The following is a 21,536-nucleotide window of genomic DNA, read 5'->3' on the forward strand; positions in this document are numbered from 1 at the left end:
GGCAACGACGGTGATGCGGGGCAGACGACTGGGCTTGGAAATGGCCTAACATCTATTGATAGCTATTCCTCAACCTGTCCGCCCTTAAACCCTTGAAAGGGTAAGGGGTTGGTTAACTCACGCAATTCATCTATTAACAAAAGTTAATAAATTTATCGGACTTAAGGCGCTTGCACGGGCTGCCAAACACCCCTATGATACTAGCCAAGCATAGATCCTTTGGCCACGAGCATTTCACCCTTTCTATGCACATCGGTCATACCAGCCACTAAGCTTGGCTCTACCCTGATCGTTGGAGAATTGAAAGGGGAAGTATGCGTTACACCCAAGCATACCTTGAAGCGTTGCGCCCAATCGGTGACCCTGCCGCCGATAGTTTAATTGCCCAGTTGGCTGCTCATGGCGATTTAGCCCGTGTAAGCCAAGTGCTGCGCCAAATCACCAAAAACGACCAGCCATGGCCCCACGATTTGCCGCCGCTGCTCATTGCATGGCTCGCACAACATTCCACCCCTCCTGCAACGATCGATTGGCAACGAATTAATAATGGGGCAGCTTTTTTTGCCCGCTATGGCATGGCAATTACGGTTGTGCTCTCAACCGCCGCGTTGGTTGGCTGTTATGCGGCCCAAAAAGGGGTCAAAGTGCTCACCCAAACCCAGCGCTTGCAAACCGAACCCTACCGCCGCGTCACCGAATCGGGCCATTTTGTCATGGCAGTTTTGCAACCAAATGCTTTGCAAGCCAATGGCGACGGGTCGCAGATCATTCAAAAAGTGCGCCTGATGCACGCCGCTGTGCGCTACCAAATTGACCAAGCTGGCCAATGGAATCACAGCGAACTGGGGGTGCCAATTTGCCAAGAAGATATGTTGGGCACGCTAATGGTGTTTTCGTATGGCGTAATTTGGGGCTTGGAGCAACTTGGCTATCGCATTGACAAAAAGCAAGCAGAGGATTTTCTGTATACATGGAATCTGATTGGCAGCTTGATTGGCATCGATCCTGCCAGCTTGCCATGCTCAATCGCCGAAGCCGAGGATTTGGCCTATAGCATTTCGAACCGTCAGCATGGCCCTTCGGATGAGGGCCGCGAACTGACCCAAGCGCTGCTGGCAATGCATACGGGGCTATTACCAAGCCGTTTTTTCGATGGCATGGTTCCCGCATTGATTCAGCATTTGGCAGGTGCTGAGGTGGCGGCATGGATGGGCGTGCCCCAAACCCGCTGGAAATATGCGCTACGCTATCTTAAAGCGCTCAACAGCGCCATGCGGACGATTACCCAGCACGTTCCTGTAATCGATACCCAATTCGATCGCTTAACATTTTTGTTGCTGCAACGCTGGACGGGCGCAATTCATCGTGGCGAGGTAAGCGCAACCCTCAACCAACGCAGCACTTAATCGAATCAAGCGCCAGCTAATGCTACACTAAAGCCAATCTGGCGCTTGCCACGATTGGTCTTTTTTAGGTCTTGACAGTATTCGATTTACAGTGTAAATTCATTCAATAGATTTACACTGTAAATCTATTGAGGTTTTGGAATGGCGCGAACGCGGAATCATGTACTCAATGCTGAAACAACCGTTCAAATTAAGCAAGCAGCGCGGCAACTTATGGCGCAGCATGGCACAGCAGGTTTATCAATTCGAGGGATTGCCAAAGTGCTGTCGGTGAGTCCACCGGCGCTGTATCACTACTTTGCCAACTTGGACGACCTGATTACAACCTTAATCGCTGATAGTTTTAATAGCTTGGCCGACCGCTTGGATGAGGTCGGACTCAAAAGCCGAACCAAGACCAAGGCAGGCCGCTTATTGGCTGTGCTTGAGGCCTATCGCAGCTGGGCTTTTGAGCATCCAATCGATTTTCAACTGATCTATGGGAATCCAATTCCAGGCTATAACGCCCCACGCGAAATTACCGTACCTGCCGTGGTACGCACGTTTGTCACACCAGTACGCTTGGCCGATTTAGCCATCAAAGCTGGCGAATCGAGCCTCAACGAATTTGTCATGACCGAGGCCTGTGCTGAACGCATGACCGCCATGATTACCCAAAATAACTATCCAGTCTCACTTGAATCGATGTATGTTGTGATGACGCTTTGGACGCAAATTCATGGCCTGATTATGCTGGATTTGTATGGGCATCTTAGCTCGAATGTTGGCAATGCTGAGGAGTTCTATCGCCATCGGGTGATGGAGATGCTGCACAGTTTTGGTTTTCACGACTTAACTTAATCAACCTGGCAATGAGACTTAAATTGGCCTTGGCAACAAGGCTGAGCTTGCTGTTGCCAAAATTAATAAGGAATTTTCAAATGACAAGCGAATTACACGTTATTTTTGGCACTGGCCCAATTGGCAAAGCGACCGCCCGCTGTTTGGTTAGCGCAGGCAAACAGGTGCGAATGATCAATCGTTCGGGCAAAGCCAGCCATCTGCCAGAGGGCGTTGAAGTGCTAGCTGGCGATATTTACGATCAGCAATTTGTCGCACAGCAAGCCCGCGATGCCGCCAGCGTTTACCAATGCGCCCAGCCAGCCTATTACGAATGGACGAGCAAATTTCCGGCCATGCAAGCGGCTGTGATCGCAGGCGTGTCCCAAAGCAATGCGCGGCTGGTGGTGATGGAAAATTTGTATGGCTATGGCCGCAGCACGCAGCCAATGACCGAAGCAACACCATTTGCCGCCCACACCCGCAAAGGCAAACTGCGCGCCCAAATGAGCGAACAGCTGTTTGCAGCCCATCAGGCTGGCCGAATTCGCGCCACCAGCGTGCGGGCCTCAAATTTCTATGGCCCAGAATATCAACTGATGGGCGATCAGGTGGTAAAACCAGCCTTGCAAGGCAAAAAAGCAACCTTGCTTGGCAATGCAGATATGCCGCACAGCTTCAGTTATGTCAATGATATTGGTGCAACCATGGCGCTTTTGGGCAGCGATGATCGCGGTTTGGGCCGTCCGTGGCATGCGCCCAGCCCAGCTGCGCTGACCCAGCGCGAGTTTGTGGCAATCTTGGCCAAGATTTTGGGCAAGCCAGTTGGCTATCGCACGATCAACACGACGATGGTTTGGCTACTTGGGCGCTTTGTCAAAGAAATTGCCGAAACAGTTGAGATGATGTATGAGTGGCAAGCGCCGTTTGTGATGGATAGCAGCGCGTTTAGCCAAACCTTCGGGATTGAAGCCACGCCAATCGAAGAGGGAATTCGCTCGATGGTGGATTGGTTTCGCAATTAACCAGCGGCGCAGCGCAGGCGTTCAAAAGCTTGCGCTGCACTCCAACGCCTCGGCCAGCAGTTGTTTATAGTCGCTGCGCGGAATTTCATAAGCTCCAAAAGTTGCCAAATGCGGCGTGATAAACTGAGTATCGAGCAATTGAAAGCCGCCAGCCCGTAAGCGCTCGACCAACGCTACCAAAGCAACTTTGCTGGCATCGCGCACTTTGCTCCACATACTTTCGCCAGCAAACAAGCCCGCCAAGCTAACCCCATACAAGCCGCCAACCATCTCGCCATCTTGCCAGGCCTCGACGCTATGCGCCAAACCACCAGCATGCAATTGACTATAAACCTCGATAAATTCTTGGCTGATCCAGGTTTCGTCGCGTTCGGCGCAGGCTTGCATGGTTTCGCGAAACGCCGTATCAAAGCGAATTTCAAAGGTTTGGCGGCGAATTGTACGTTGCAACGAATGCGCCACATGAAAACGCTCATCAAGCGGAATAATCGCCCGTGGATCGGGATCATACCAATAGATTTGGCCATCCTCGGCCATGGGAAAGATCCCTTGGGCATAGCCATAAATTAATAATTGTGGTGAGAGTCGCTTGGTCATGCTATCATGTCTCCAAAAAGTGAGGTCAATCAACCAATGAATACACCACGGGATGTGGCAACCGCCGAACCACAAACGACCACTGATGTCGAGCTAGATTTTATCACGCTCAGCGATGAGGAATTGGAAAAGCCCTATCGGGTGATTTTGCAAAACGATGATATAACCCCCATGGAAGTGGTGGTCTGGGTTTTGGAAAAGATCTTTGAGCAATCGTTTGAAAAAGCCAGCAGCATTATGCTCGAAGCCCATCTCAAGGGTCATGCCTTGGTGACGATTTTGCCCTTCAAAGAGGCCAATTCGCGCGTGTATAGCGCTCAGAGCCGCGCCCGCGATCTGGGTTTTCCGCTCGTTTTGTTCCTCGAACCGGATTTTTAAGCATTGGGGATCGGGGGCTGTAGTTGGGGTCAGGCCATTGGAGCTATGAAGTTCGGTATGACTGAGATGCATGCCCTCACCCCCAGCCCCTCTCCCACGAAAACGCGGGCGAGGGGAGCATGGGCCTCGTGGTTCCCCCAGATCATAGCCATATCATTCCTCTGTGTTAAGTGTTTGATCCACGAAGGGCACGAAGGTTAAGTTTTTTCGCCCCAAATTCCACAGATTGTTGCGATTATATTGCGTTAGCATCTCATCCTTCATCCTTCATCTTTCATAATTTCGCAACTCTGCGCCGCTGCGTTAAAACTTTTTAGCCACAGATTGTTGCGATTATATTCCGTTAGCATCTCATCCTTCATCCTTCATCCTTCATAATTTCGCAACTCTGCGCCGCTGCGTTAAAACTTTTTAGCCACGAATTGCACGAATTCCACGAATATTTTTTCGCCACAGATTGTTGCGATTATATTCTGTTAGCATCTCATCCTTCATGATTTCGCAACTCTGCGCCGCTGCGTTAAATTTCTGCCTTTTGACTTTTGATTTTTGCCTTTTGCCCTTTGACTTCATAATTCATCCTTCATAATTCATCCTTCATCCCTGTAATCCATGTCATAGCAATTGTCACAGCCGCAGTGTATGCTAGCCCTAGCATAGCAGCGGAGGACACAATGATTATTCCTTGGATCTACTACGTTCAAGCTGATGAACAATTATTAGTTGAGAGTTTTAGCCGCCGTTGGACGGTCAATGGGCCGCAACGCTATACCGCCCGACCGTTCGAACGCATTACGCGGCGTAGCGGTTTGGTGCTTGGCCCAACCGAATATGTCTATGTCACTGATTCGTTGAGCGGCCAAGTGCGGCTCGAACGAGGCCCACAACTGCTCTTTCCCAACGCCTACGAAGAGCTTGGCAAAATTCTCTTGGCAATCCCGCTCAAGAAAAATCAATATGCCCGCATTTTGGATCGCAGCACGGGCCAATTGCGGGTTGAGCGCGGCGAGCAAAGCGTCTATCTCCAACCCAACGAGATTCAAGTTGGCGCGATTGAGGCTGGCTACAATATCGATGAGCATCACGCTGTTTTGGTGCGCAGCACCACCGATGGCCAATTAAACCTCATCACCACGCCGCAAGTCTTTATTCCCACCGCCGAACAAGAAGTGATTGAGCATCGCCAACGAATTTTGCTCGAAAATCATGAAGTTGTGGTGATTAAAGATCGTGATGGACGCTATCAATTTCGCCGTGGCAGCCAACGCGATCGCTCATTCTTCCTCGAACCCTACACCGATTTGGTGACCTTTCGCTGGTCGTCAGGCTTGCATAAAGATAAACGCAATTTAGTCATCACCCATTTGGATATTCGGCCAAAATTTATGTGGTATGCCTTCGAAGCCCGCACCCAAGATAATGTCGAAATTTTGATCGATATTACCTTCTTCTGGCAATTGGCCGATGTTGAGGCCATGATTGTGAGCACCGATGATGCGCCAGGCGATATTTGCGCCCACGCTCGTAGCGCCATCATCCAAGCTGTTTCGCAAACTAGCCTAGAACGCTTTTTAGCCAATTTCAATAGCATTGTGCGCGATGCAGTAATTGTTCCCGAAGACGATTTTTATGCAGAGCGTGGGGTAAAATTGCATTCGGTCGAAGTGCGCTCAATTACCTGCAAAGACCCCAATACTCAGCGCGTGCTGCAAGAAATTATTCAAGAAACCACCAATCGGCTCAATCGGCTGCAAAAGCAAGAGAGCGAGAACGAAATCAAGGTCAAGCAACTTGAGGGCGAAATTGTGGCCCAAGAAACCCGCAGCCGCTTGCTCGAATTGCAGCGTCGCATCGCCCAAGCAGAAGCTGAAACCCATGGTTTGGCCGAAGCCGAACGGGTCCATGCGTTTATCCAAGGCCTCGGCGACGAGTTGCCAATCAGCGAAAAGCTGGCGATTTTCAATATTCTGCGCCGTCAAGAGGCAATTGCGAGCCTCAGCCAAGGCAAGGCCCAGTTGTATCTCACGCCTGCCGATATTAATTTGAGCCTTGAGCATCATTAGCGAGGGGCCAGGGGCTAGGGGATCGGGGATCAGATAATGGGATTTATTTAACCACGAAGAACACGAAGAGCACGAAGGTTTAAGCTATTGAGTCCCAAATGCTTATTCGTGTAATTCGTGCAATTCGTGGCTAAAACGGCTGGTTTTTAACGCAGAGGCGCAGAGCACCGAAGGATGAATTATGCGGGATGAAGCATGAAAGTCAAAATCCAATAGCCCTTCTTCGTGATCTTTGCGTTCTTCGCGGTTTCGCTCTTCGTGCTCTTCGTGCGCTTCGTGGATCAAAACTCATTGCTCGTTTCTACGCTGCACAAACCGAAATGCGCCGCCTTTTTCCACATCCATCACATGGCCGCGCCAAACGATGCGTTGCGGGGCCAGCAAGGCTTGAATCAATTGCACGGGAATCAGCAATTCTAAAAATGGCACAAGCAGCCAATAACGGCGTGGTGTGGATTGCTCAAGATAGTGCTGATCGATTTGGATAAAATTCAATAGCCCAAGCAGCGTGTAGATCGCACTAAACCAGCGCTGGCGTTGGCTTGGGCGCAGCACAGTTACCACTGCCAAAAGTAAGGGAAACAGGGTTGGTACAATCACTAAACAAAACAACAAACTGCGTTCGCGTCGATTCAAATGGCGCAACAACGATTCGCGCGGAAAAATAAACCAGCGTTGAATCAAGCTCCGATAGCGCTGAGCATTGGTCACGGTCGTGCGAATTGCATGGCGCATGCAGGTTTGCTGCAAGCCCAAGCCAGCCTGTTTAACCCGTTGCGCCACCGCAAAATCATCGGCCAAAATATGCTCTAGGCCATTGAAGCCATTCAATTGCTCCAGCACATCGCGCCGCAACGCATAGAACATGCCATTAATCGTAAATGGCTCGCTCACTTGAATATAGGGCACATAGGTCAGCAAGCTATTGCTATTGACAAACAGCGCCACCAAACTCGACCAAGCATTATCAAATGAACGATAGTAGGGTAAGCCAAACGCCAAGCCAACCCCCGCTTGATCGAGCCATGGCAAACAAGCTTCCAAGCCATAAGCTGGCAGGCTGGTATCATCATCGAGCACGCAAATAATCTGGCCTTGGGCTTGCGCCAAACCAGCAATCAACTTGAAGGTTTTGGGGTTTACGCGCTCTGCAGGAGCTGGCAAGCTAATAATGCGAATTGTTTGGTTGGCATATTCTGCTTGGAGTTCGTGGCAAAGTTGCTGCGCTACCACATCGTTATCATCAATCAGCCATAACCATTCGCGCGCATAGCTGCTTGGCGCATCCAAATTGGCGCGTAAACATGTTGCCAAATGCGGGTCGCCACTCAAAATTGGCTGAAGCAAACTCACCAAGGTTGTTGCTGGCTCGCGCTGCGATTGAGGCGTAGGCTGGCGAAAAAAGCGCCAAACTTGCCACCACTTCCAGCAGCGTTGGCCAAGCATTAAGCCGCATAACAGCAGCCAAAGCCGTTTAATCATCATTTTGCTCCTTGCTCAACCACTGTGCTGCTGCCAAATGCCGCAGCCGCATGCGCTCGCCACGCCAAACAATGGTGTCATCGCCAAGCAAGCCCCAGAGCATGAGCAATGGGTCAAGCAATGTGCCCAAAATGCTCAAGGGCCAAGCCCACCACGGCGTTGCTTGCTGGCAATAACGCCGCATTTGCCAAGCGTGCAAGCTCAATTGCGCCGCCAAACAAGCCATCAACCAAGGCCGCAGCTTTGCTTTAGGCAAACTTGCGATTGCCAAAAGTGGTGGTATCGGCTGGGCAGCGCTGGTCAGGCCAGTGACCAAACGATCGCGCTGATTAAGCTCGGGCAACATCAACACCCGCGGAATCGTAAACCAGCGCTCCATCTGCAAGCCATAGGCCTTGAGGTTGGCAAAATAATTATCAACGCTGTAGATTAATGGCGTTTGTAGATTGCGCAAGCCATGAGCTTGCACCCGCCGCGCCAACTCATGATCATCATCAATCCGCCCATCCATGGCTTCAAAACCACCAATTTGCTCAAATACGCTGCGTTGCAAGGCAAATTGATGCCCAGTAATCGTGTATGGCTCGGTCAACGCCGCCACGCCCACGTAGCTTGGCAAGGCATTGGCGTTCACAAAATTGCTCATCAACGCCGAAGGCAGATTTTGCCAATTCGTATAACAGGCCAAGCCAAAAATTGCCCCAACCTGCGGCTGCAACAGGTACGGAATCGCTTGGCGCAAGCCATCAGGCGGCAAGGTTATATCATCATCAACAAACCAAACCACATCTGCTTTTGCTTGGGCCAACGCTGCCCGCATCTTACCCAATTTCGAGGCCAGGCGGCCCCAATCAGGCTCAATTTGCAAGATTGTAATTGCATGATTTGGATTGTTTTTCTGTAGCGCAGAGCAAACTGCGAATGTTGCCTGATCAGCGCGATCAACCACCCAGTAATGATTAAGCTGGCCAGAATAGCGCAACTTCAGCCGTTGCTCCAAGGTTGTGGCCAAATCGAATACGCCATGGGTCAAAGGCTGAATTAAATCAATGCTTGGCCAATCATCAGGCGCAGCAGGCTTGGGCTTGGCAAAAAAGCGCCGCAACACCAACCACCGCCAGCAACGATCAAGCAAATACCACAGGGCCAACAATCGCATTATGTCGCCTCAATCTGCGCCAACGCATAATCAATATATTCATCAATTTGGGCTAAAGAAGCACAATGCTGGGCTTGCGGCACGCGATAATAGCTCGCCGTTGGGTAATACTGGCGTAATAATGCTTGATCACGCTGCCCAAACAAGCCATCGTGTTCAGCCACAATCATGGCCAGCTTGCCATGCCACCGCGCCGCGCCCAAATGCCAATCCAGCTCGCGCCACCAACCCAACAAACTCAGATAATCGTGGCGTTGCATTTTTTGTAGATTTTGCTGCAACCGCTCAGCCCAAAATGGCCGCAGAATAGTAGCCATTGGCTGCAAAAATTGCTGCGTGCCGCGCCAAAACAGCCAACGCACCAAGCCCAATGGCAAGATCGCGACCAGTGGATGCAGCAAACTGAGCCAAAGCCAACGCCCACGCCGCGGCACACCAGTATCCGACAGCAGCAAGCCTTGGGCCAATTGCGGGCGATAGTGCAACAGCGCTTGGGCAATCAAGCCGCTATACGAGCCAGCCACAATCCAACTCGCTTCAAATTGCAAATAATTGAATAAGGCTTGCAGATTGGCCGCCAAATCCGCCAAAGTAGCAATTGTGTTGGGGTAGGCGAGGCTAAGCACCCGATAGCGCTGCTGGCAACGATCCAGCCAACGAAAAGCCAAATCGGCGCGCGCCAAGCCACCAGGCAAAATCAACAAGCCAGGCAAATTACCGCCAGTATCGCAAATTTCCCATTCGTGGCCGTTGATCCGCACCCGCTGCACTGGATAGCGCTCAAGGGTTGCCGCATAAGAAGCTTGGCAATCGGCAGCGCTCATTAACTGCTCGTACTCATGCTGAATCATTCAGGCTGCCTCTGAAATTGCGCTATTGCTGCGCCTAAATTGCTGCAAAGTTGCTCTAGCTGCTCGCTTGGGCTTGCTACACTCATTCTAAGCCTTTTATGCTAGGAGCTGTGCAATGGATAGCGTCGCAATAAACAACATTGATCACCCACAACCACGCTGGCAAAGCATCGTTTATGGCTGGTATTTGCCAGCATTATTGGCGCTTGTATGGCTCACCAGTCCTCTGTGGCTGAAGAGTGCAATCATGCTTCTATTTGATTTTCGAATCAGCGAGATTATTGCTGAAAGCATCATTCTAATGCGGACTGCATTCATCGCAAGCATCGTGCTGAATAGTTTGATTTTATGGTTGCTCAAACCAAAAAACTACCTTTGGATTTGCTCAATTTGGTTTGTTGGTTTGAGCATGGCCACGGCACTGTATGAAACAATCAACCGATCGGTTATGGCTGGCAAGATCCCCGCCTTGTTCAACATCAGAGTTCCTGGGAATCATTATAGTTACAATGCAGCGGCGATCTTAATTGGGTTCCTGCTGAGCGTTGGTTGCATGGTCGTTCAGCATTGGCTGAATCCCAAAACATACCCTACTAGGCGCACAATGCTTGTCGCAGGGCTTGCCTTAGCAATTATTGCAACATGTTCTGTGAGTATAAAAACTAAAACAATTGATAAGCCAAGAGCTATAAGCATTGATGCTTTCTAACCTCATAAGCAGTCAACTACATTTTGATACAGGAGTTTCGCAATGTATAGCGTCTCAACAGCGGTTCAACCAATTCCACGCTGGCAAAGCATCGTTTATGGCTGGTATTTGCCAGCATTATTGGCGCTTGTTTGGTTCAGCATCGCTGTTTGGCAAGATGTTGCTTTCATCCAAGCAATTGATCATCAAACAATCGGTATATTTATTCAGTTTTTGCATTCGATATTTTTTGCGAGCGTATTTCTCAATGGCAGCATCTTGTTTGCGCTCAATCCGCAAAAACATATTTGGCTTGGCATAACTTGGTTTATCGGCATTGCCTTGATCTTACGCTATTACCGTTCGCACTATGAATCGGCAGGCTTTGCTTTATCGATTCGCGCTTTTGAACTGACAAATGAAGCCTACTATATCTGCAATGCAGGAACATGGTTGCTGAGTGCAGGGTTAAGCGCATTCATTATGTTAATTCAATATTGGGCTAGCCCTCAAGCCTACAACAATATGTGCAGCAGGATTTTGGCATGGCTCGCGCTCACAATCGTCGCAGCCTGTTACCTCACTCTAGAATTTGAGGCGAATGGCATTTTAAAACCTGTCACTTATTCAAAGCATTAAATTGGCAAGCTTAATTGAATATGTGCGCCTTGCTCGCTGGGAATAAGCACTGCATCGCCGCCGTGCGCCCGCAGAATCGCCCGCACAATCGCCAAGCCAAGGCCCGAGCCGCCCTCAGCGCCACGCACGCCACGCTCCCAAATTGCTTCACGCATAGCCGCCGGAATCCCCTCGCCAGTATCTTGAACATCGATCACCACTTGATCGGCGGTTAAGCTGACCCGCATAATAATTTGGCCGCCTGGAGGGGTGGCTCGCAAGGCATTATCAAACAAATTCAACAAGGCTTGCTTCAAACGATCGCGATCAGCATCGATCAAAATTGGGCGCGGCGGAACTTGGGCCAGCAATTCAACCCCGCTGCGTTGCGCCCGCCCACTCAAATTCTGCACCAATTCATAAATCATTTCGCCAAGATCAAGGCTTTGCTTGGGGCCGAGGGTCAGGCTTGGTTGGGCATCAGTGCGCAAAAGTTCATCGGCCAAACGGGCAAGCCGCGCAATTTCGGCCTGCATTGCCTGAATCGATTGCGCTTGTTCGTCGGCGTTCTCTGCATCCTCGATATTTTCCAAGTAGCCACCCAAGGCCATCATCGGCGTGCGCAACTCGTGCGAAACATCGCGGTAAAACCGCCGTTGCGCTTCCGATTGTTGCTCGATCCGTGATAAACGCTCGGCCAATTGATCGGTCATGGTATTGATCGAACGCGCAAGCTGAATAATTTCCGAGGGGCCACGCTCAAGCGCGCGTTCGGTGAGATCGCCATCGGCCACTTGTTCGGCAGTTGCGCGCAATTGGCCAATCAGCCGCGCCAACCAACGGGCGACCAACGACGAGCCTAAAAAGGCTGCTGCAAAAGCCAGAGCAATCGAAATAAAGACAAAACGGCCCAGCACGCGCAACAAGCGATCCTCGTCGGCAACACTTTGCGAAACCTCAACGACCCCCACAACTTTTTGCTGCCAACGCACTTGTCCTGCCACATAACGTCGCCCACGCGCCTCGCCCACAAACACGGTTGGAATACTGGTTACAAATTGGCTAGCAGCAGCTCGACTTGGTAAAGCAGAGTTCGAGCCGTTGGCCCCAAAGATTTGGCCAGCACTGCCAAAGACCCGAATTGCGCCATCGCCATTGCCAATTGGCCGACTCAGCAGAATAGTGGTTGCCGATTGTAAATCGCCATCGCTTGCTATCAGTTGCTCGGCAAAGGCAATATACAACTCAAGCTGATTATTTAATTCAACACTGCGACGATCAGCTTCACTAATCCGTACACCCATCAGAATAATGATCGCGATTAATGCTAAAGGCACAACACTCACCGCCACCATCGTTATGGTTAGGCGTACAGCTAAGGTTACAATTTTGGGTCGATGTACTTTTTTCATACGAGCATTATCGCATAGCTAGCCACTTGCATGGCATGATATAATCGCCTTTGAGAAATTTTGTCCCCTTCAATAAAACTTGATGTAGAAAGTGTAGAGGCAATGTCTACGTTAACCTATCCGCACCTGCCCGCGCCCTTCGAAATCATCGGTGCTTGTGGCAAGCAGTCGAGCCATCGGCGTTTTTTTATGGCCAAAAAAGCGGGCATTCCCTACCTCGTTTGGTGGGAAAGCCGCATTCCCGATGCCTTGCGCAAACAACAAATGGTTGTACAAATTGCCGAACAGGCTGGCAGTGAGGTCGCTATTTTAGATGTTCAGGCCCTATCGCTGCAACAACTCTTGGATACAGCTGGCAGCCTGCCTGCGCCAGTTGCCGCCCAATATGCCTTAGGCCTGATCGAAACCGCCGAATTTAACCATCGCCAGCGCACTGCACTCACCAGTAGCAATTTGTATGGCCCAAGTTTGCTCGACCTTGGTTCGCAAGGCACAATTGTGCCAAAAATCGATTCCAGTTTGGGCCAAAAAGCTGCACCAATTCCAGCGCAATTATTGCCAGTGAACGAACAGCCCAGCCCAGCAGGCGATAGCTATTATATCGGAGCCTTAATTGCATGGATGATTAGCGGTCAAGTTGCACCCCAAGGGAATCCTTTAGCCATGTTGCCAGCAATTGATGGCCACTTGGCGAGCATTTTACAACGTGCCACTGCCGCCAATCCAAAACAACGCCCAAGCGCCCAAGAGCTTGGCCAACAAATCCAAGATTGGTTATCGGGCAAAGTTACCCAAACTGCCAAAAAGAAGCCTTCAAAGCTGAAATGGTTGGTCGGTGTAATTAGCACGGCAATCATTACGTTCTTAGTCATCTATGGTTTATCGCAGCGGGATAAAGCATCGGATACTGAGTTTGGCCAGGCCAAAGCCAATGGGACTCCAAGCACCGATTTCAAGCCCGATCAACCGGGTACAGGCTTGTCTATGCTCGGCGATGTCAATGAGGTTGAAATTAATCGGATTGATGATACGGGCTATCCCGATATTGATATGTATCTGAGTATTATGCGCCCGACCGGGGTCGTAACCGATGTCCCACGCCAAAATGTCAGCGTCTTTGAAAATAATAATAAAATTGAAAACTTCTCATGGGTCAATCTCTCAAAAATTCGCGATCCGCTCAATATTATGTTGGTGATGGATACGAGCGGCAGTATGGGTCCCAGCAAAGAAGGCTTAACTGATGGCGGTTTAGATGCAGCCAAAATTGCTGCGCTTGATTTTATTGATCAACTGCCGTCAAACACCAATCTTGGCTTAATTCACTTTGGCACGATGGTAACGGTCGATCACTCATTAACCGACGATATTGGCGCAGTGCGCCAAAGCATTACCGAGCTTAAAGCCGAAGGCCAAACAGCAATTTATGATGCCTTGGCAATCAGCTACACCCAATTACGCCGCGCAGAAGGCCGCACCTTCATCGTGCTGATCTCTGATGGCGCTGATACCGCCAGCAAAGGCGATAATTACGATAGCATTGTGACCAAAGCAGCCAAAGCCAAAATTCCTACCTATATTATTGGCTTGACCAGCCCAGAATTTGATGGCAAATTGCTGGAAGATTTGCAACGCGATACCAAAGCGATGATCTATCAAACCCCATCCAAAGAGCAATTGACCAGCTTCTATGGCGAGGTCGCCCAAGAGGTTGCTGGCCAATATCGGGCCAGTTTCAGCGTGCCTGATAGCTATCCAAGTGGCGCTGGAATTACGCTCAAGGTCGAGGTCAATGCTGGCGATGGCCGCTTAGTCACCAAAGAACGCAACTATAACAAACCTTAAACTTCTTGCCTACAGCATGTTTTCAATCGCAGCATCTTAACCAGTGCTGCGATTTTTATTTTGGCTTAAAATTGTGCTACAGTGCAAACCACAATCGCACCTATGAGAACACTCTATGCTGGATTTACAAAAACTGCGCATGTTTGTGGCCGCTGCCCAAAGCCGCAATTTTACTCGCGCTGCCGAGCAACTCGATCTCACGCAGCCAACGGTTAGCCAACAAATCCAAACCCTCGAACGCGAACTCGGCGTGAGTTTGTTCGAGCGCCTGAGCCGTGGCATCGAGCTAACTGCTGCTGGGCGGGCGCTGTTACCCCACGCCGAGCAAATGATTGCGCTCGAACGAATTGCCGAACAGGCAGTACGTGCCGCCGCAGGCCAAAGCGAGCGCACCTTGCTCTTGGGCGTTGGCAACACCTTGGCCACCTATGCGCTGCCCGATTTGCTGCAACGCTTCAACTGGGAACACCCAGAATTTGTCGTCCACATTGGCACTGGTAACACCGAGCAATTGCTGGCCCAAGTGATTTCTGGCGAATTTGAATTGGCGCTGGTTGGTTCGCCGATTAGCCATAATCAATTGATCGTGATGCCATTTCTCAGCACCGAATTGGTGGTCATCGTCAGCCCCGATGATCCGTGGGCACGCTTGAAACAGATTAATCTCGAAGCCTTGCATGGGCGGCGCATGCTCTTGCGCGAGGAAGGCTCGGCGTTGCAAGCAAGCGTCAGCGAATTGCTCACCAAGCAGCAAATTCGCCCCAAGCAGCCAATTGTGCTTGGCAATCTTGAGGCGATTAAGCGCTCGGTTGAAGTTGGATTGGGCATCGCCTTAGTGCCCGCCATGGCCGTGCGCCGCGAAGTAGCGGCTGGGCGCTTGCGTCAATTGCATTTGGCCAATATGCCAACGCGGCGGGTGTATAACGTAGTCCATCATCGCGACCGCCACATTACCAATGCAGCCCAATTGTTCCTCGATCTTTTGCGCAAACCGTTGGGGCCAGATACTAACGAATAGGCCCTTGATATGCTATGATACGATCTATTGCTTCCGACCACCTTTTGGAGCAGAACCCGTTATGGGCTTGGGGGAATGGCCTGCATGACCGATGCAGAACGACAATGGGTGAGCGCCGCCAAAGCTGGCGACGTTGAAGCCTTCAATCAATTAGTGCGCATGTACGAAGGTCGGGTCTATGGCTTGGCATATCGCATGCTGGGTGATAGCGATAGCGCTGCCGATGTGGCCCAAGATACCTTTATCTCGGCATTTAAGGCAATTAAACGCTTTCGCGAAGGCTCGTTTGCTGCTTGGTTGCTACGCATCGCCACCAATGCATGCTACGATGTGTTGCGCGCCCAAAAACGCCGCCGCACCACCTCGATGGATCAAATGCTTGCTGGCGACGATGATAGCCCAGGCGAGCAATTTGAAGATCAATCGCTGCCTCTCGATCAGCACATGATCAATCGCGAGTTGCAAGCGGCCATCCAAGCAGGCTTGGCAACCTTGCCCGAAGATCAACGCGCAGTGTTAATTATGTGCGATATTCAAGGCTTTGCCTACGAGGAAATCGCGGCAGCTACTGATACCCAACTGGGCACAGTCAAATCGCGGCTCAGCCGAGCACGAGCAAAGTTGCGCGATTATCTTAAAAGTCGGGAACTTTTGCCAACTGCCGAACGTTAAGCTTGATATGACGACACAAGTGGGTATGCAATGACACCAATATCTGAACAACACCAAGAACTTCTTTCGGCAGCCCTCGATGGTCAGCTTAGCGCCGCCGAGCAAGCTCAGTTGGATCAACAGCTTGAGCACGACCCTAGCTTAGCTGTCGAATTTGCCGAGTTGCGCTCGATGCAGGCGTTGTTGCAAGACCTCCCGCCTGTTCGACCACCACGCAGTTTTACGCTCGATCCTGCCTTGCATGCGCCCAAACGCAGCCTCTGGCTCAGCGGCTGGACACGTTGGGTCACCGTGGTTGGCGTATTTGCCTTAATGCTGACAGTAGGCTTACAGCTCACTAATCAGGCTGAGCAATCGATGACTATTGCACCTAAATCGCAGGCATTGAGCACTGAATCAGCAGCTGTTCAATCCCAGCAAAACGAAAATGAAAATCCTGTAGCGCCATCAATGAGCACGGCAAGAAGCGCAGCCATGCCAACTCCAGAGATGTCACTGCTGCAACAACCAACTGGTGGCGCTGCCGATGCAATGCTTGGTGCTTATCCACCGCCGGCCCTACCATACGCTGCTGGCTCAGGTCCAATGAGCGATACAAGCGATATGGCCCGAAGCATCAGCCCTGAACAAGCAACCGCCATGGCTGGCAATAGCTTGAACCAACCGCTGATTGAGCCGAATGGCACATCATCGCCCGATACAATCAGCTTAGAGCCATCAGTGCTCAAGGATCAAGTGCTTGAGCAAGCAGCTCCTGCGCCAGCAGCTGAGTCCGAATCATCATTATTGCTCTGGTTCAGCATTGCGCTCGTGCTGGGAGTTGGCTTAGCCTTCGCCATGGGCTACTGGTTCAAACTGCATAAACAAGCCTAAATTTACCACGGCTGCCCTTGCGCTTCTGCTTGGGCAGCCGTGGTAAATTCAGCCAAAACAGCGATACGGGCTTGGGCTAATTGCTGCGAAATTGCCAAACAAAGCTGGCTGGGCAAGGTCTGGAGATTATGCTCCAAGGTCGCCAACGCATCACCAAAGGTTCGATAGCGCGTATCGCGGCCAACTTTACTCACAATCCGCAAGATTCCTACCGCCCCTAGTTGCTCCAAAATATCAGCATCACGCAGTAAACTGGCTTCAAGGCTGGTTGGCGTTTGCTGCGGGCTATGTTGAGCAATCGCCGCTAAAACTGCCGCAATTTTGGCGCTAGGGAATTGCCATTGATGCAATAAATCTGGCACCATTTTCAAGGCATAGGCCACATTATCCCAAGCAGCCAATTCGGCTGGGTCAGCAGGCCGATGGCCAATAAAGACCCCAAGATCGTGCAACCATGCCGCCGCATACAACACATCGTCATCATAGACCAAACCTTCGCCAAGGGTGGTGGCTAGCTGATATAAACGTGGCTGATGGCTATATTTATCGATCGGCAGGGCTTGCGCCCGAATATAGGCCTGAATCTGAGTGCGAAAATCGAGCATACAACGACCTCATAGACTGCAAAACTGCGAAATTATCCGTCAAAACCAACCCATGTGTCACCCGTGTAGACCCTACTTTTGAGAATTGACATAAACGTCTTATCGCAGGTACACTACAGCGACCACTCAACCACAACCCATTTTAGCAAGCAATGCTGCGTTGCCGAGCTTTAGGCGGTATGGTATAGTTTGGTTGACAGCAGTCTGCAACGTGAGAGCATCACCATGAGCGTAATCGTCATTGATGACCAAGTTGTGCATTACGAGACCTTTGGGCGTGGTCGTCCAGTCCTATTTCTCCACGGCTGGCTCGGTTCGTGGCGATATTGGATGCCGACGATGGAATTCGTTTCCAAAGATTTCCGCACATATTCGTTCGATTTTTGGGGTTTTGGTGATTCAGATAAAACAAGTACTGCCAAGAGCATTAGCATTACCAATTTCTCTGATCAAGTGATTCGATTTTTAGATGCCATGGGCATCGATAAGGTTCCGCTAGTCGGCCACTCAATGGGCGGAATGGTCGCGCTCAAAACTGCAATCCGCCACCCCAATCGGATTAGCCGAGTTGCGGCTATTGGTGCTCCCATCGTTGGTACATCGCTTTCAGGCTTGCTCAAGCTCACCGATAATCAGTATGTTTCGCGAGCAATGGCCCGTGTGCCAGTCGTCACCAAGTTTTTGTTTCGCTGGTTTTTGGGCAATGTCAACGATACCGCCTACGGCGAAATTCTCGACGATAGCGTTAAGCCAACCGAAGAAAGTTTACGCCGCGCCGTTGGCTCGATGATGCGCACCGATCTGCGGCCTGAGCTCGAACAATTGACGATTCCGACCTTGGTTGTCCACGGCGCTCGTGACGATATTGTCAATCCCAATCAGGCCGATATTTTCTTACAACGCGATATGGCCAACACGCAAGTTTTTGTGATGCCAGAAAGTCGCCATTTTCCCTTCCTTGACGAGCCAGCGCAATTTAACAAGGTGCTTCACGCCTTCTTAAAACGGCCAGTCAACGAAACCCGTGCTGCTGCTGAAGCAGCATAGGTAGTTAGGTCAAGTTCATGATTGATGAACAAACTGAAGCCTTAGTTCGGCGACTCAAAAGTATCGAGGGCCATGTGCGTGGCGTGCAACGCATGCTTGAAGAGGATGCCTACTGTATCGATGTGCTGCGCCAAACCTTAGCCATTCGCCGCGCACTCGAAAAAGTCGATGCCCTCGTGCTCGAACGCCATCTCTCAACCTGCGTTACCAATGCAATTCGCTCGCCCAACGAGGGCGAACGCGAACAGGCGATTACCGAAATTCTCGAAATTTTTGCGGCAACCCGCAGCGTTAGCGAGAAATAACCAACCCTATGAATGAGTTGCTACCCTACCCATTGTTGGGCATTGTCGGCCAAAGCGAGCTGAAAACCGCGCTTACCTTGGCTTTGGTCAATCCCGCTGTGGGTGGGGTTTTGTTAAGTGGCCCCTATGGTGTAGGCAAAACCACCGCCGTGCGCGGCTTGCTCGATATTATGCCCTTAGTCAAACGCTCGCGCTGCGAGAATAATTGCCCACCCGACGACGAGAGCGACCTCTGCCCAACCTGCCTCGACTACCTCGAACGCGGCGAATCGCGGCTCAAAGATGATCTCATGCGCTTGATCGAGCTGCCACTCAACGCCCGCTTAGAGGATGTGGTCGGCGGCGTGAACGAGCGCGTCGCCATCGAACAGCAGCGCGTCCTGCTCGAAGAAGGGGTTTTGGCCCGCGCCAACAATAATTTGCTCTATGTCGATGAAATTAATTTGCTTGATCACGCGGTGATCGATGCGATTCTCGATGCAGCAGCCCAAGGCCAAACCTTCGTGCGCCGCGGGGCAATGGTCAAACTCTATCAAAGTCGCTTGGTGCTCATTGGCTCGATGAATCCAGAGGAAGGTCGCTTGCGTCCGCAAATCTTGGATCGTTTGGGCCTGCGCGTGTGGGTCGGCCCGCAGCCAAACGCCCGCGAACGGCTCGAAATCTATCGCCGCGCCATTGCCTTTCGCCAAGACCGCACAGCCTTTCGCCTGGCGTATGCCCAAGCCACCACCCAACTGCGACTCGATGTGCTCAAAGCCCGCGAGTTGCTGCCCAAGGTTCATTTAACCAAAGCTGCTGAACGCTATGCCATGCAGATCATTACTCAGTTGGCAATTCCTTCGCATCGGGCTGAAATTGTCTTGCTCGAGGCCGCCCGCGCCCGTGCTGCTGCTGATGATCGGCTGCGCGCCACACCCAACGACATCAAAGCAGTTGCCCCGATGGCCTTGCGCTGGAGACAAAGCCCGCATCTTAACGATTTTCTGAAGCAGCACGAAACCGAGGAAGGCCTCATCGCCCAAGCCTTGCAGGCTTAATAATAGACTTCGCGGCCAAAAAAGGCTTCGACATCGCGCGAATTCATATAGGCCAGCACAATCACATTCCACAACATGCCGCCCCAAGCCCAGCGCTCGCCCAACAAGCCATCTAAAATGTAGCCACCAATCGAAACATAGGCGCTTATAATCACCACCCACCACATCACGCGCCAGCCTTGAAACAGCGCCAATCCCATCACAATCTGAAAACAGGCGGTCACAACCAACACAATTGGATCTTCCGATAAGATAAACGACTGCAAGAAGGATGGCACGCGCCCCAACAAGGCCACGCCAATCTCAACCAGTGCGGTCAGCACATAGCCAATCGCAATCACCGTAATCAAAAATGGGCGGCCAAAAGCCAACGATTCATTGCGTTTGAGCATGCTTGCTCCATTTCTATAAAATCGGCCACAGTGGCGAGAGCACCAACTCAGCAGCCTTGGTATACCACGGACGCTGAATCCATTCGGCCAAGGTCAATTCGCGGGCATTGGTCATATCGCAGGCAAAAATTGCTTCCATGCGTTCAGCAAAAGCCGCATTGTAAATTTCAAGATTAATTTCGTGGTTGCCCGCCAAACTCAGCCGATCAAGATTGGCTGTGCCAACCGTCGACCAAATGCCATCAATCGTCGCCGTTTTAGCATGAATCATGGCGTTTTCATACAGAAAAATTTTAATTCCATGGCGCAAGCAAAATTCAAAATAATGGCGCGCCAGCCAATCAGCCAACACATGGTTCGATTCAGCTGGCACCAAAATTCGCACATCAACCCCACGTCGCGCTGTGAGCACCAAAGCCTCTAAAATCGCCCGATCGGGAATAAAATAGGCGTTGCTGATGTAGACAAAACGCTCAGCCCGTTCAATCGCATCGAGATACATCGAACGAATTGGAAACACCAAACGTCCAGCATCGTTTCGTTGCACCCGCACCGTCGATTGCCATTCCAAATCAAGGTCGATGTTGAGCCGAGGCAAGCGCCGCCGATAGCGATTCCATTGCGAGGCAAACATCTCGGCCAAATTGCGCACAATCGGCCCGCGCACTTGTACGTGGGTGTCACGCCACTCGGTGCGATACAATTCACCTAAATTGTAGCCCCCAATAAAGGCCACGTCGCTATCAACCACCAACAGTTTGCGATGGTCACGTGCATACGAGCCAATATCGAAAATTTGCGATAAGCGCGGAAATGCAGGATAGGTCAACAAGTGAATTTCAGCAGGAAACTTTTTAAATTTACGTGGCACCACCAAATTCGCAAACCCATCGACAATCACATACACGGCCACGCCGCTATGGGCTTTGCGCATCAAAGCATCACGAAATTTTTGGCCTAATTCATCGCCTTTGAAGATAAAGGTTTCGAGCAAAATCAAGCGTTGTGCCGATTCAATGGCTTGCAGCATCGCCGGAAACAGCTCTTCGCCAGACATATACAACTGAAATTCATGGCGATCGTCGCTGGTTGGCGGCAGGCTAATCCGCGGGTAGCGTTCGTAGCGTGTTGGTCGCCATTTGCGCACGCCAATCAACAAAAAAGCCAAGCTCACTTGGAGTACCACGATTACCACCAGCATCGTTATCAGATCTTGAAATGATTCAAATGGCATCCGCCGTACT

Annotated in this window: 22 protein-coding genes; 14 read left to right on the plus strand and 8 right to left on the minus strand. The window is 50.9% G+C overall.

From position 1 onward, the window contains the following. The first annotated feature begins 314 nt into the window (after positions 1-314). The 3 genes from JOD20_RS16140 to JOD20_RS16150 all read left to right on the plus strand — a co-directional run bounded on the left by JOD20_RS16140 (position 315) and on the right by JOD20_RS16150 (position 3,250). The gene (locus JOD20_RS16140; RefSeq protein ID WP_204756260.1) at positions 315-1,406 is read left to right on the plus strand and encodes an oxygenase MpaB family protein; all 1,092 of its coding nucleotides are present in this window, start codon (positions 315-317) and stop codon (positions 1,404-1,406) included. A 141-nt stretch (positions 1,407-1,547) separates the two neighbouring features. After that, a complete protein-coding gene (locus JOD20_RS16145; RefSeq protein ID WP_204756261.1) occupies positions 1,548-2,246 on the plus strand; it encodes a TetR/AcrR family transcriptional regulator in 699 nt (232 codons plus the stop codon). Positions 2,247-2,326: 80 nt separating this feature from the next. Continuing rightward, positions 2,327-3,250 carry an NAD-dependent epimerase/dehydratase family protein gene (locus tag JOD20_RS16150; RefSeq protein ID WP_204756262.1) on the plus strand — a complete coding sequence of 308 codons (924 nt, stop codon included), beginning with the start codon at positions 2,327-2,329 and terminating at the stop codon, positions 3,248-3,250. A gap of 21 nt (positions 3,251-3,271) precedes the next feature. On the opposite strand, the gene aat is transcribed toward JOD20_RS16150, so the two are convergent. Then, entirely contained in the window at positions 3,272-3,847 is a 576-nt protein-coding gene (gene aat, locus JOD20_RS16155; protein ID WP_204756263.1) for a leucyl/phenylalanyl-tRNA--protein transferase, read from the minus strand. Between the two features lie 36 nt (positions 3,848-3,883). On the opposite strand from aat, the gene JOD20_RS16160 reads away from it, so the two are divergent. Next, positions 3,884-4,225, plus strand: a complete 342-nt coding sequence (locus JOD20_RS16160; RefSeq protein WP_204756264.1) for an ATP-dependent Clp protease adaptor ClpS — start codon at positions 3,884-3,886, stop codon at positions 4,223-4,225. 674 nt (positions 4,226-4,899) lie between these two features. Continuing rightward, positions 4,900-6,288: an SPFH domain-containing protein gene (locus JOD20_RS16165; RefSeq protein ID WP_204756265.1), complete on the plus strand. Its 1,389-nt coding sequence runs from the start codon at positions 4,900-4,902 to the stop codon at positions 6,286-6,288. A 288-nt stretch (positions 6,289-6,576) separates the two neighbouring features. On the opposite strand, the gene JOD20_RS16170 is transcribed toward JOD20_RS16165, so the two are convergent. The 3 genes from JOD20_RS16170 to JOD20_RS16180 are packed head-to-tail and all read right to left on the minus strand — an operon-like array spanning position 6,577 to position 9,780. Further along, the gene (locus JOD20_RS16170; protein ID WP_204756266.1) at positions 6,577-7,773 is read right to left on the minus strand and encodes a glycosyltransferase family 2 protein; all 1,197 of its coding nucleotides are present in this window, start codon (positions 7,771-7,773) and stop codon (positions 6,577-6,579) included. After that, on the minus strand, positions 7,763-8,929 hold the full coding sequence (locus JOD20_RS16175) for a glycosyltransferase (protein ID WP_204756267.1): 1,167 nt from the start codon (positions 8,927-8,929) through the stop codon (positions 7,763-7,765). The genes JOD20_RS16170 and JOD20_RS16175 overlap by 11 nt, the downstream gene beginning before the upstream one ends. Next, positions 8,929-9,780, minus strand: a complete 852-nt coding sequence (locus tag JOD20_RS16180; protein ID WP_204756268.1) for an alpha/beta fold hydrolase — start codon at positions 9,778-9,780, stop codon at positions 8,929-8,931. The genes JOD20_RS16175 and JOD20_RS16180 overlap by 1 nt, the downstream gene beginning before the upstream one ends. A gap of 115 nt (positions 9,781-9,895) precedes the next feature. Here JOD20_RS16180 and JOD20_RS16185 point away from each other — a divergent pair, with 115 nt between their 5' ends. Together JOD20_RS16185 and JOD20_RS16190 are read left to right on the plus strand one after the other, a co-directional pair. Continuing rightward, on the plus strand, positions 9,896-10,489 hold the full coding sequence (locus tag JOD20_RS16185) for a hypothetical protein (protein ID WP_204756269.1): 594 nt from the start codon (positions 9,896-9,898) through the stop codon (positions 10,487-10,489). Positions 10,490-10,531: 42 nt separating this feature from the next. Beyond that, on the plus strand, positions 10,532-11,107 hold the full coding sequence (locus JOD20_RS16190) for a hypothetical protein (RefSeq protein WP_204756270.1): 576 nt from the start codon (positions 10,532-10,534) through the stop codon (positions 11,105-11,107). Here the strand turns inward: JOD20_RS16190 and JOD20_RS16195 are convergent. Next, entirely contained in the window at positions 11,104-12,498 is a 1,395-nt protein-coding gene (locus tag JOD20_RS16195) for a sensor histidine kinase (protein ID WP_204756271.1), read from the minus strand. The two genes, JOD20_RS16190 and JOD20_RS16195, sit on opposite strands and share 4 nt — an antisense overlap. Before the next feature lie 102 nt (positions 12,499-12,600). Here JOD20_RS16195 and JOD20_RS16200 point away from each other — a divergent pair, with 102 nt between their 5' ends. The 4 genes from JOD20_RS16200 to JOD20_RS16215 all read left to right on the plus strand — a co-directional run bounded on the left by JOD20_RS16200 (position 12,601) and on the right by JOD20_RS16215 (position 16,906). Then, positions 12,601-14,343: a VWA domain-containing protein gene (locus JOD20_RS16200; protein ID WP_204756272.1), complete on the plus strand. Its 1,743-nt coding sequence runs from the start codon at positions 12,601-12,603 to the stop codon at positions 14,341-14,343. Positions 14,344-14,458: 115 nt separating this feature from the next. Then, positions 14,459-15,361, plus strand: a complete 903-nt coding sequence (locus tag JOD20_RS16205; protein WP_110515023.1) for a LysR family transcriptional regulator — start codon at positions 14,459-14,461, stop codon at positions 15,359-15,361. 84 nt (positions 15,362-15,445) lie between these two features. Beyond that, on the plus strand, positions 15,446-16,033 hold the full coding sequence (locus JOD20_RS16210) for a sigma-70 family RNA polymerase sigma factor (RefSeq protein WP_204756273.1): 588 nt from the start codon (positions 15,446-15,448) through the stop codon (positions 16,031-16,033). A gap of 30 nt (positions 16,034-16,063) precedes the next feature. Continuing rightward, positions 16,064-16,906 (plus strand): anti-sigma factor family protein, encoded by an 843-nt coding sequence (locus JOD20_RS16215; RefSeq protein ID WP_204756274.1) that lies wholly within the window; start codon positions 16,064-16,066, stop codon positions 16,904-16,906. Between the two features lie 2 nt (positions 16,907-16,908). Here the strand turns inward: JOD20_RS16215 and JOD20_RS16220 are convergent, their stop codons facing one another. Next, positions 16,909-17,511 (minus strand): HD domain-containing protein, encoded by a 603-nt coding sequence (locus tag JOD20_RS16220; RefSeq protein WP_204756275.1) that lies wholly within the window; start codon positions 17,509-17,511, stop codon positions 16,909-16,911. 225 nt (positions 17,512-17,736) lie between these two features. On the opposite strand from JOD20_RS16220, the gene JOD20_RS16225 reads away from it, so the two are divergent. Genes JOD20_RS16225 through JOD20_RS16235 form a run of 3 tightly spaced genes read left to right on the plus strand, consistent with a single transcriptional unit; the run spans position 17,737 to position 19,900 of the window. Then, positions 17,737-18,558 carry an alpha/beta fold hydrolase gene (locus JOD20_RS16225; RefSeq protein WP_204756276.1) on the plus strand — a complete coding sequence of 274 codons (822 nt, stop codon included), beginning with the start codon at positions 17,737-17,739 and terminating at the stop codon, positions 18,556-18,558. A 17-nt stretch (positions 18,559-18,575) separates the two neighbouring features. Next, a complete protein-coding gene (locus tag JOD20_RS16230; RefSeq protein ID WP_012187950.1) occupies positions 18,576-18,863 on the plus strand; it encodes a metal-sensitive transcriptional regulator in 288 nt (95 codons plus the stop codon). 8 nt (positions 18,864-18,871) lie between these two features. After that, a complete protein-coding gene (locus JOD20_RS16235) occupies positions 18,872-19,900 on the plus strand; it encodes a magnesium chelatase ATPase subunit I (protein ID WP_204756277.1) in 1,029 nt (342 codons plus the stop codon). On the opposite strand, the gene JOD20_RS16240 is transcribed toward JOD20_RS16235, so the two are convergent. Beyond that, a complete protein-coding gene (locus tag JOD20_RS16240; RefSeq protein ID WP_204756278.1) occupies positions 19,897-20,292 on the minus strand; it encodes a hypothetical protein in 396 nt (131 codons plus the stop codon). The two genes, JOD20_RS16235 and JOD20_RS16240, sit on opposite strands and share 4 nt — an antisense overlap. Before the next feature lie 13 nt (positions 20,293-20,305). Further along, entirely contained in the window at positions 20,306-21,526 is a 1,221-nt protein-coding gene (locus JOD20_RS16245; protein WP_204756279.1) for a phospholipase D-like domain-containing protein, read from the minus strand. Between the last annotated feature and the right edge of the window lie 10 nt (positions 21,527-21,536).

The organism is Herpetosiphon giganteus (assembly GCF_016907925.1).
Classification (GTDB): domain Bacteria; phylum Chloroflexota; class Chloroflexia; order Chloroflexales; family Herpetosiphonaceae; genus Herpetosiphon; species Herpetosiphon giganteus.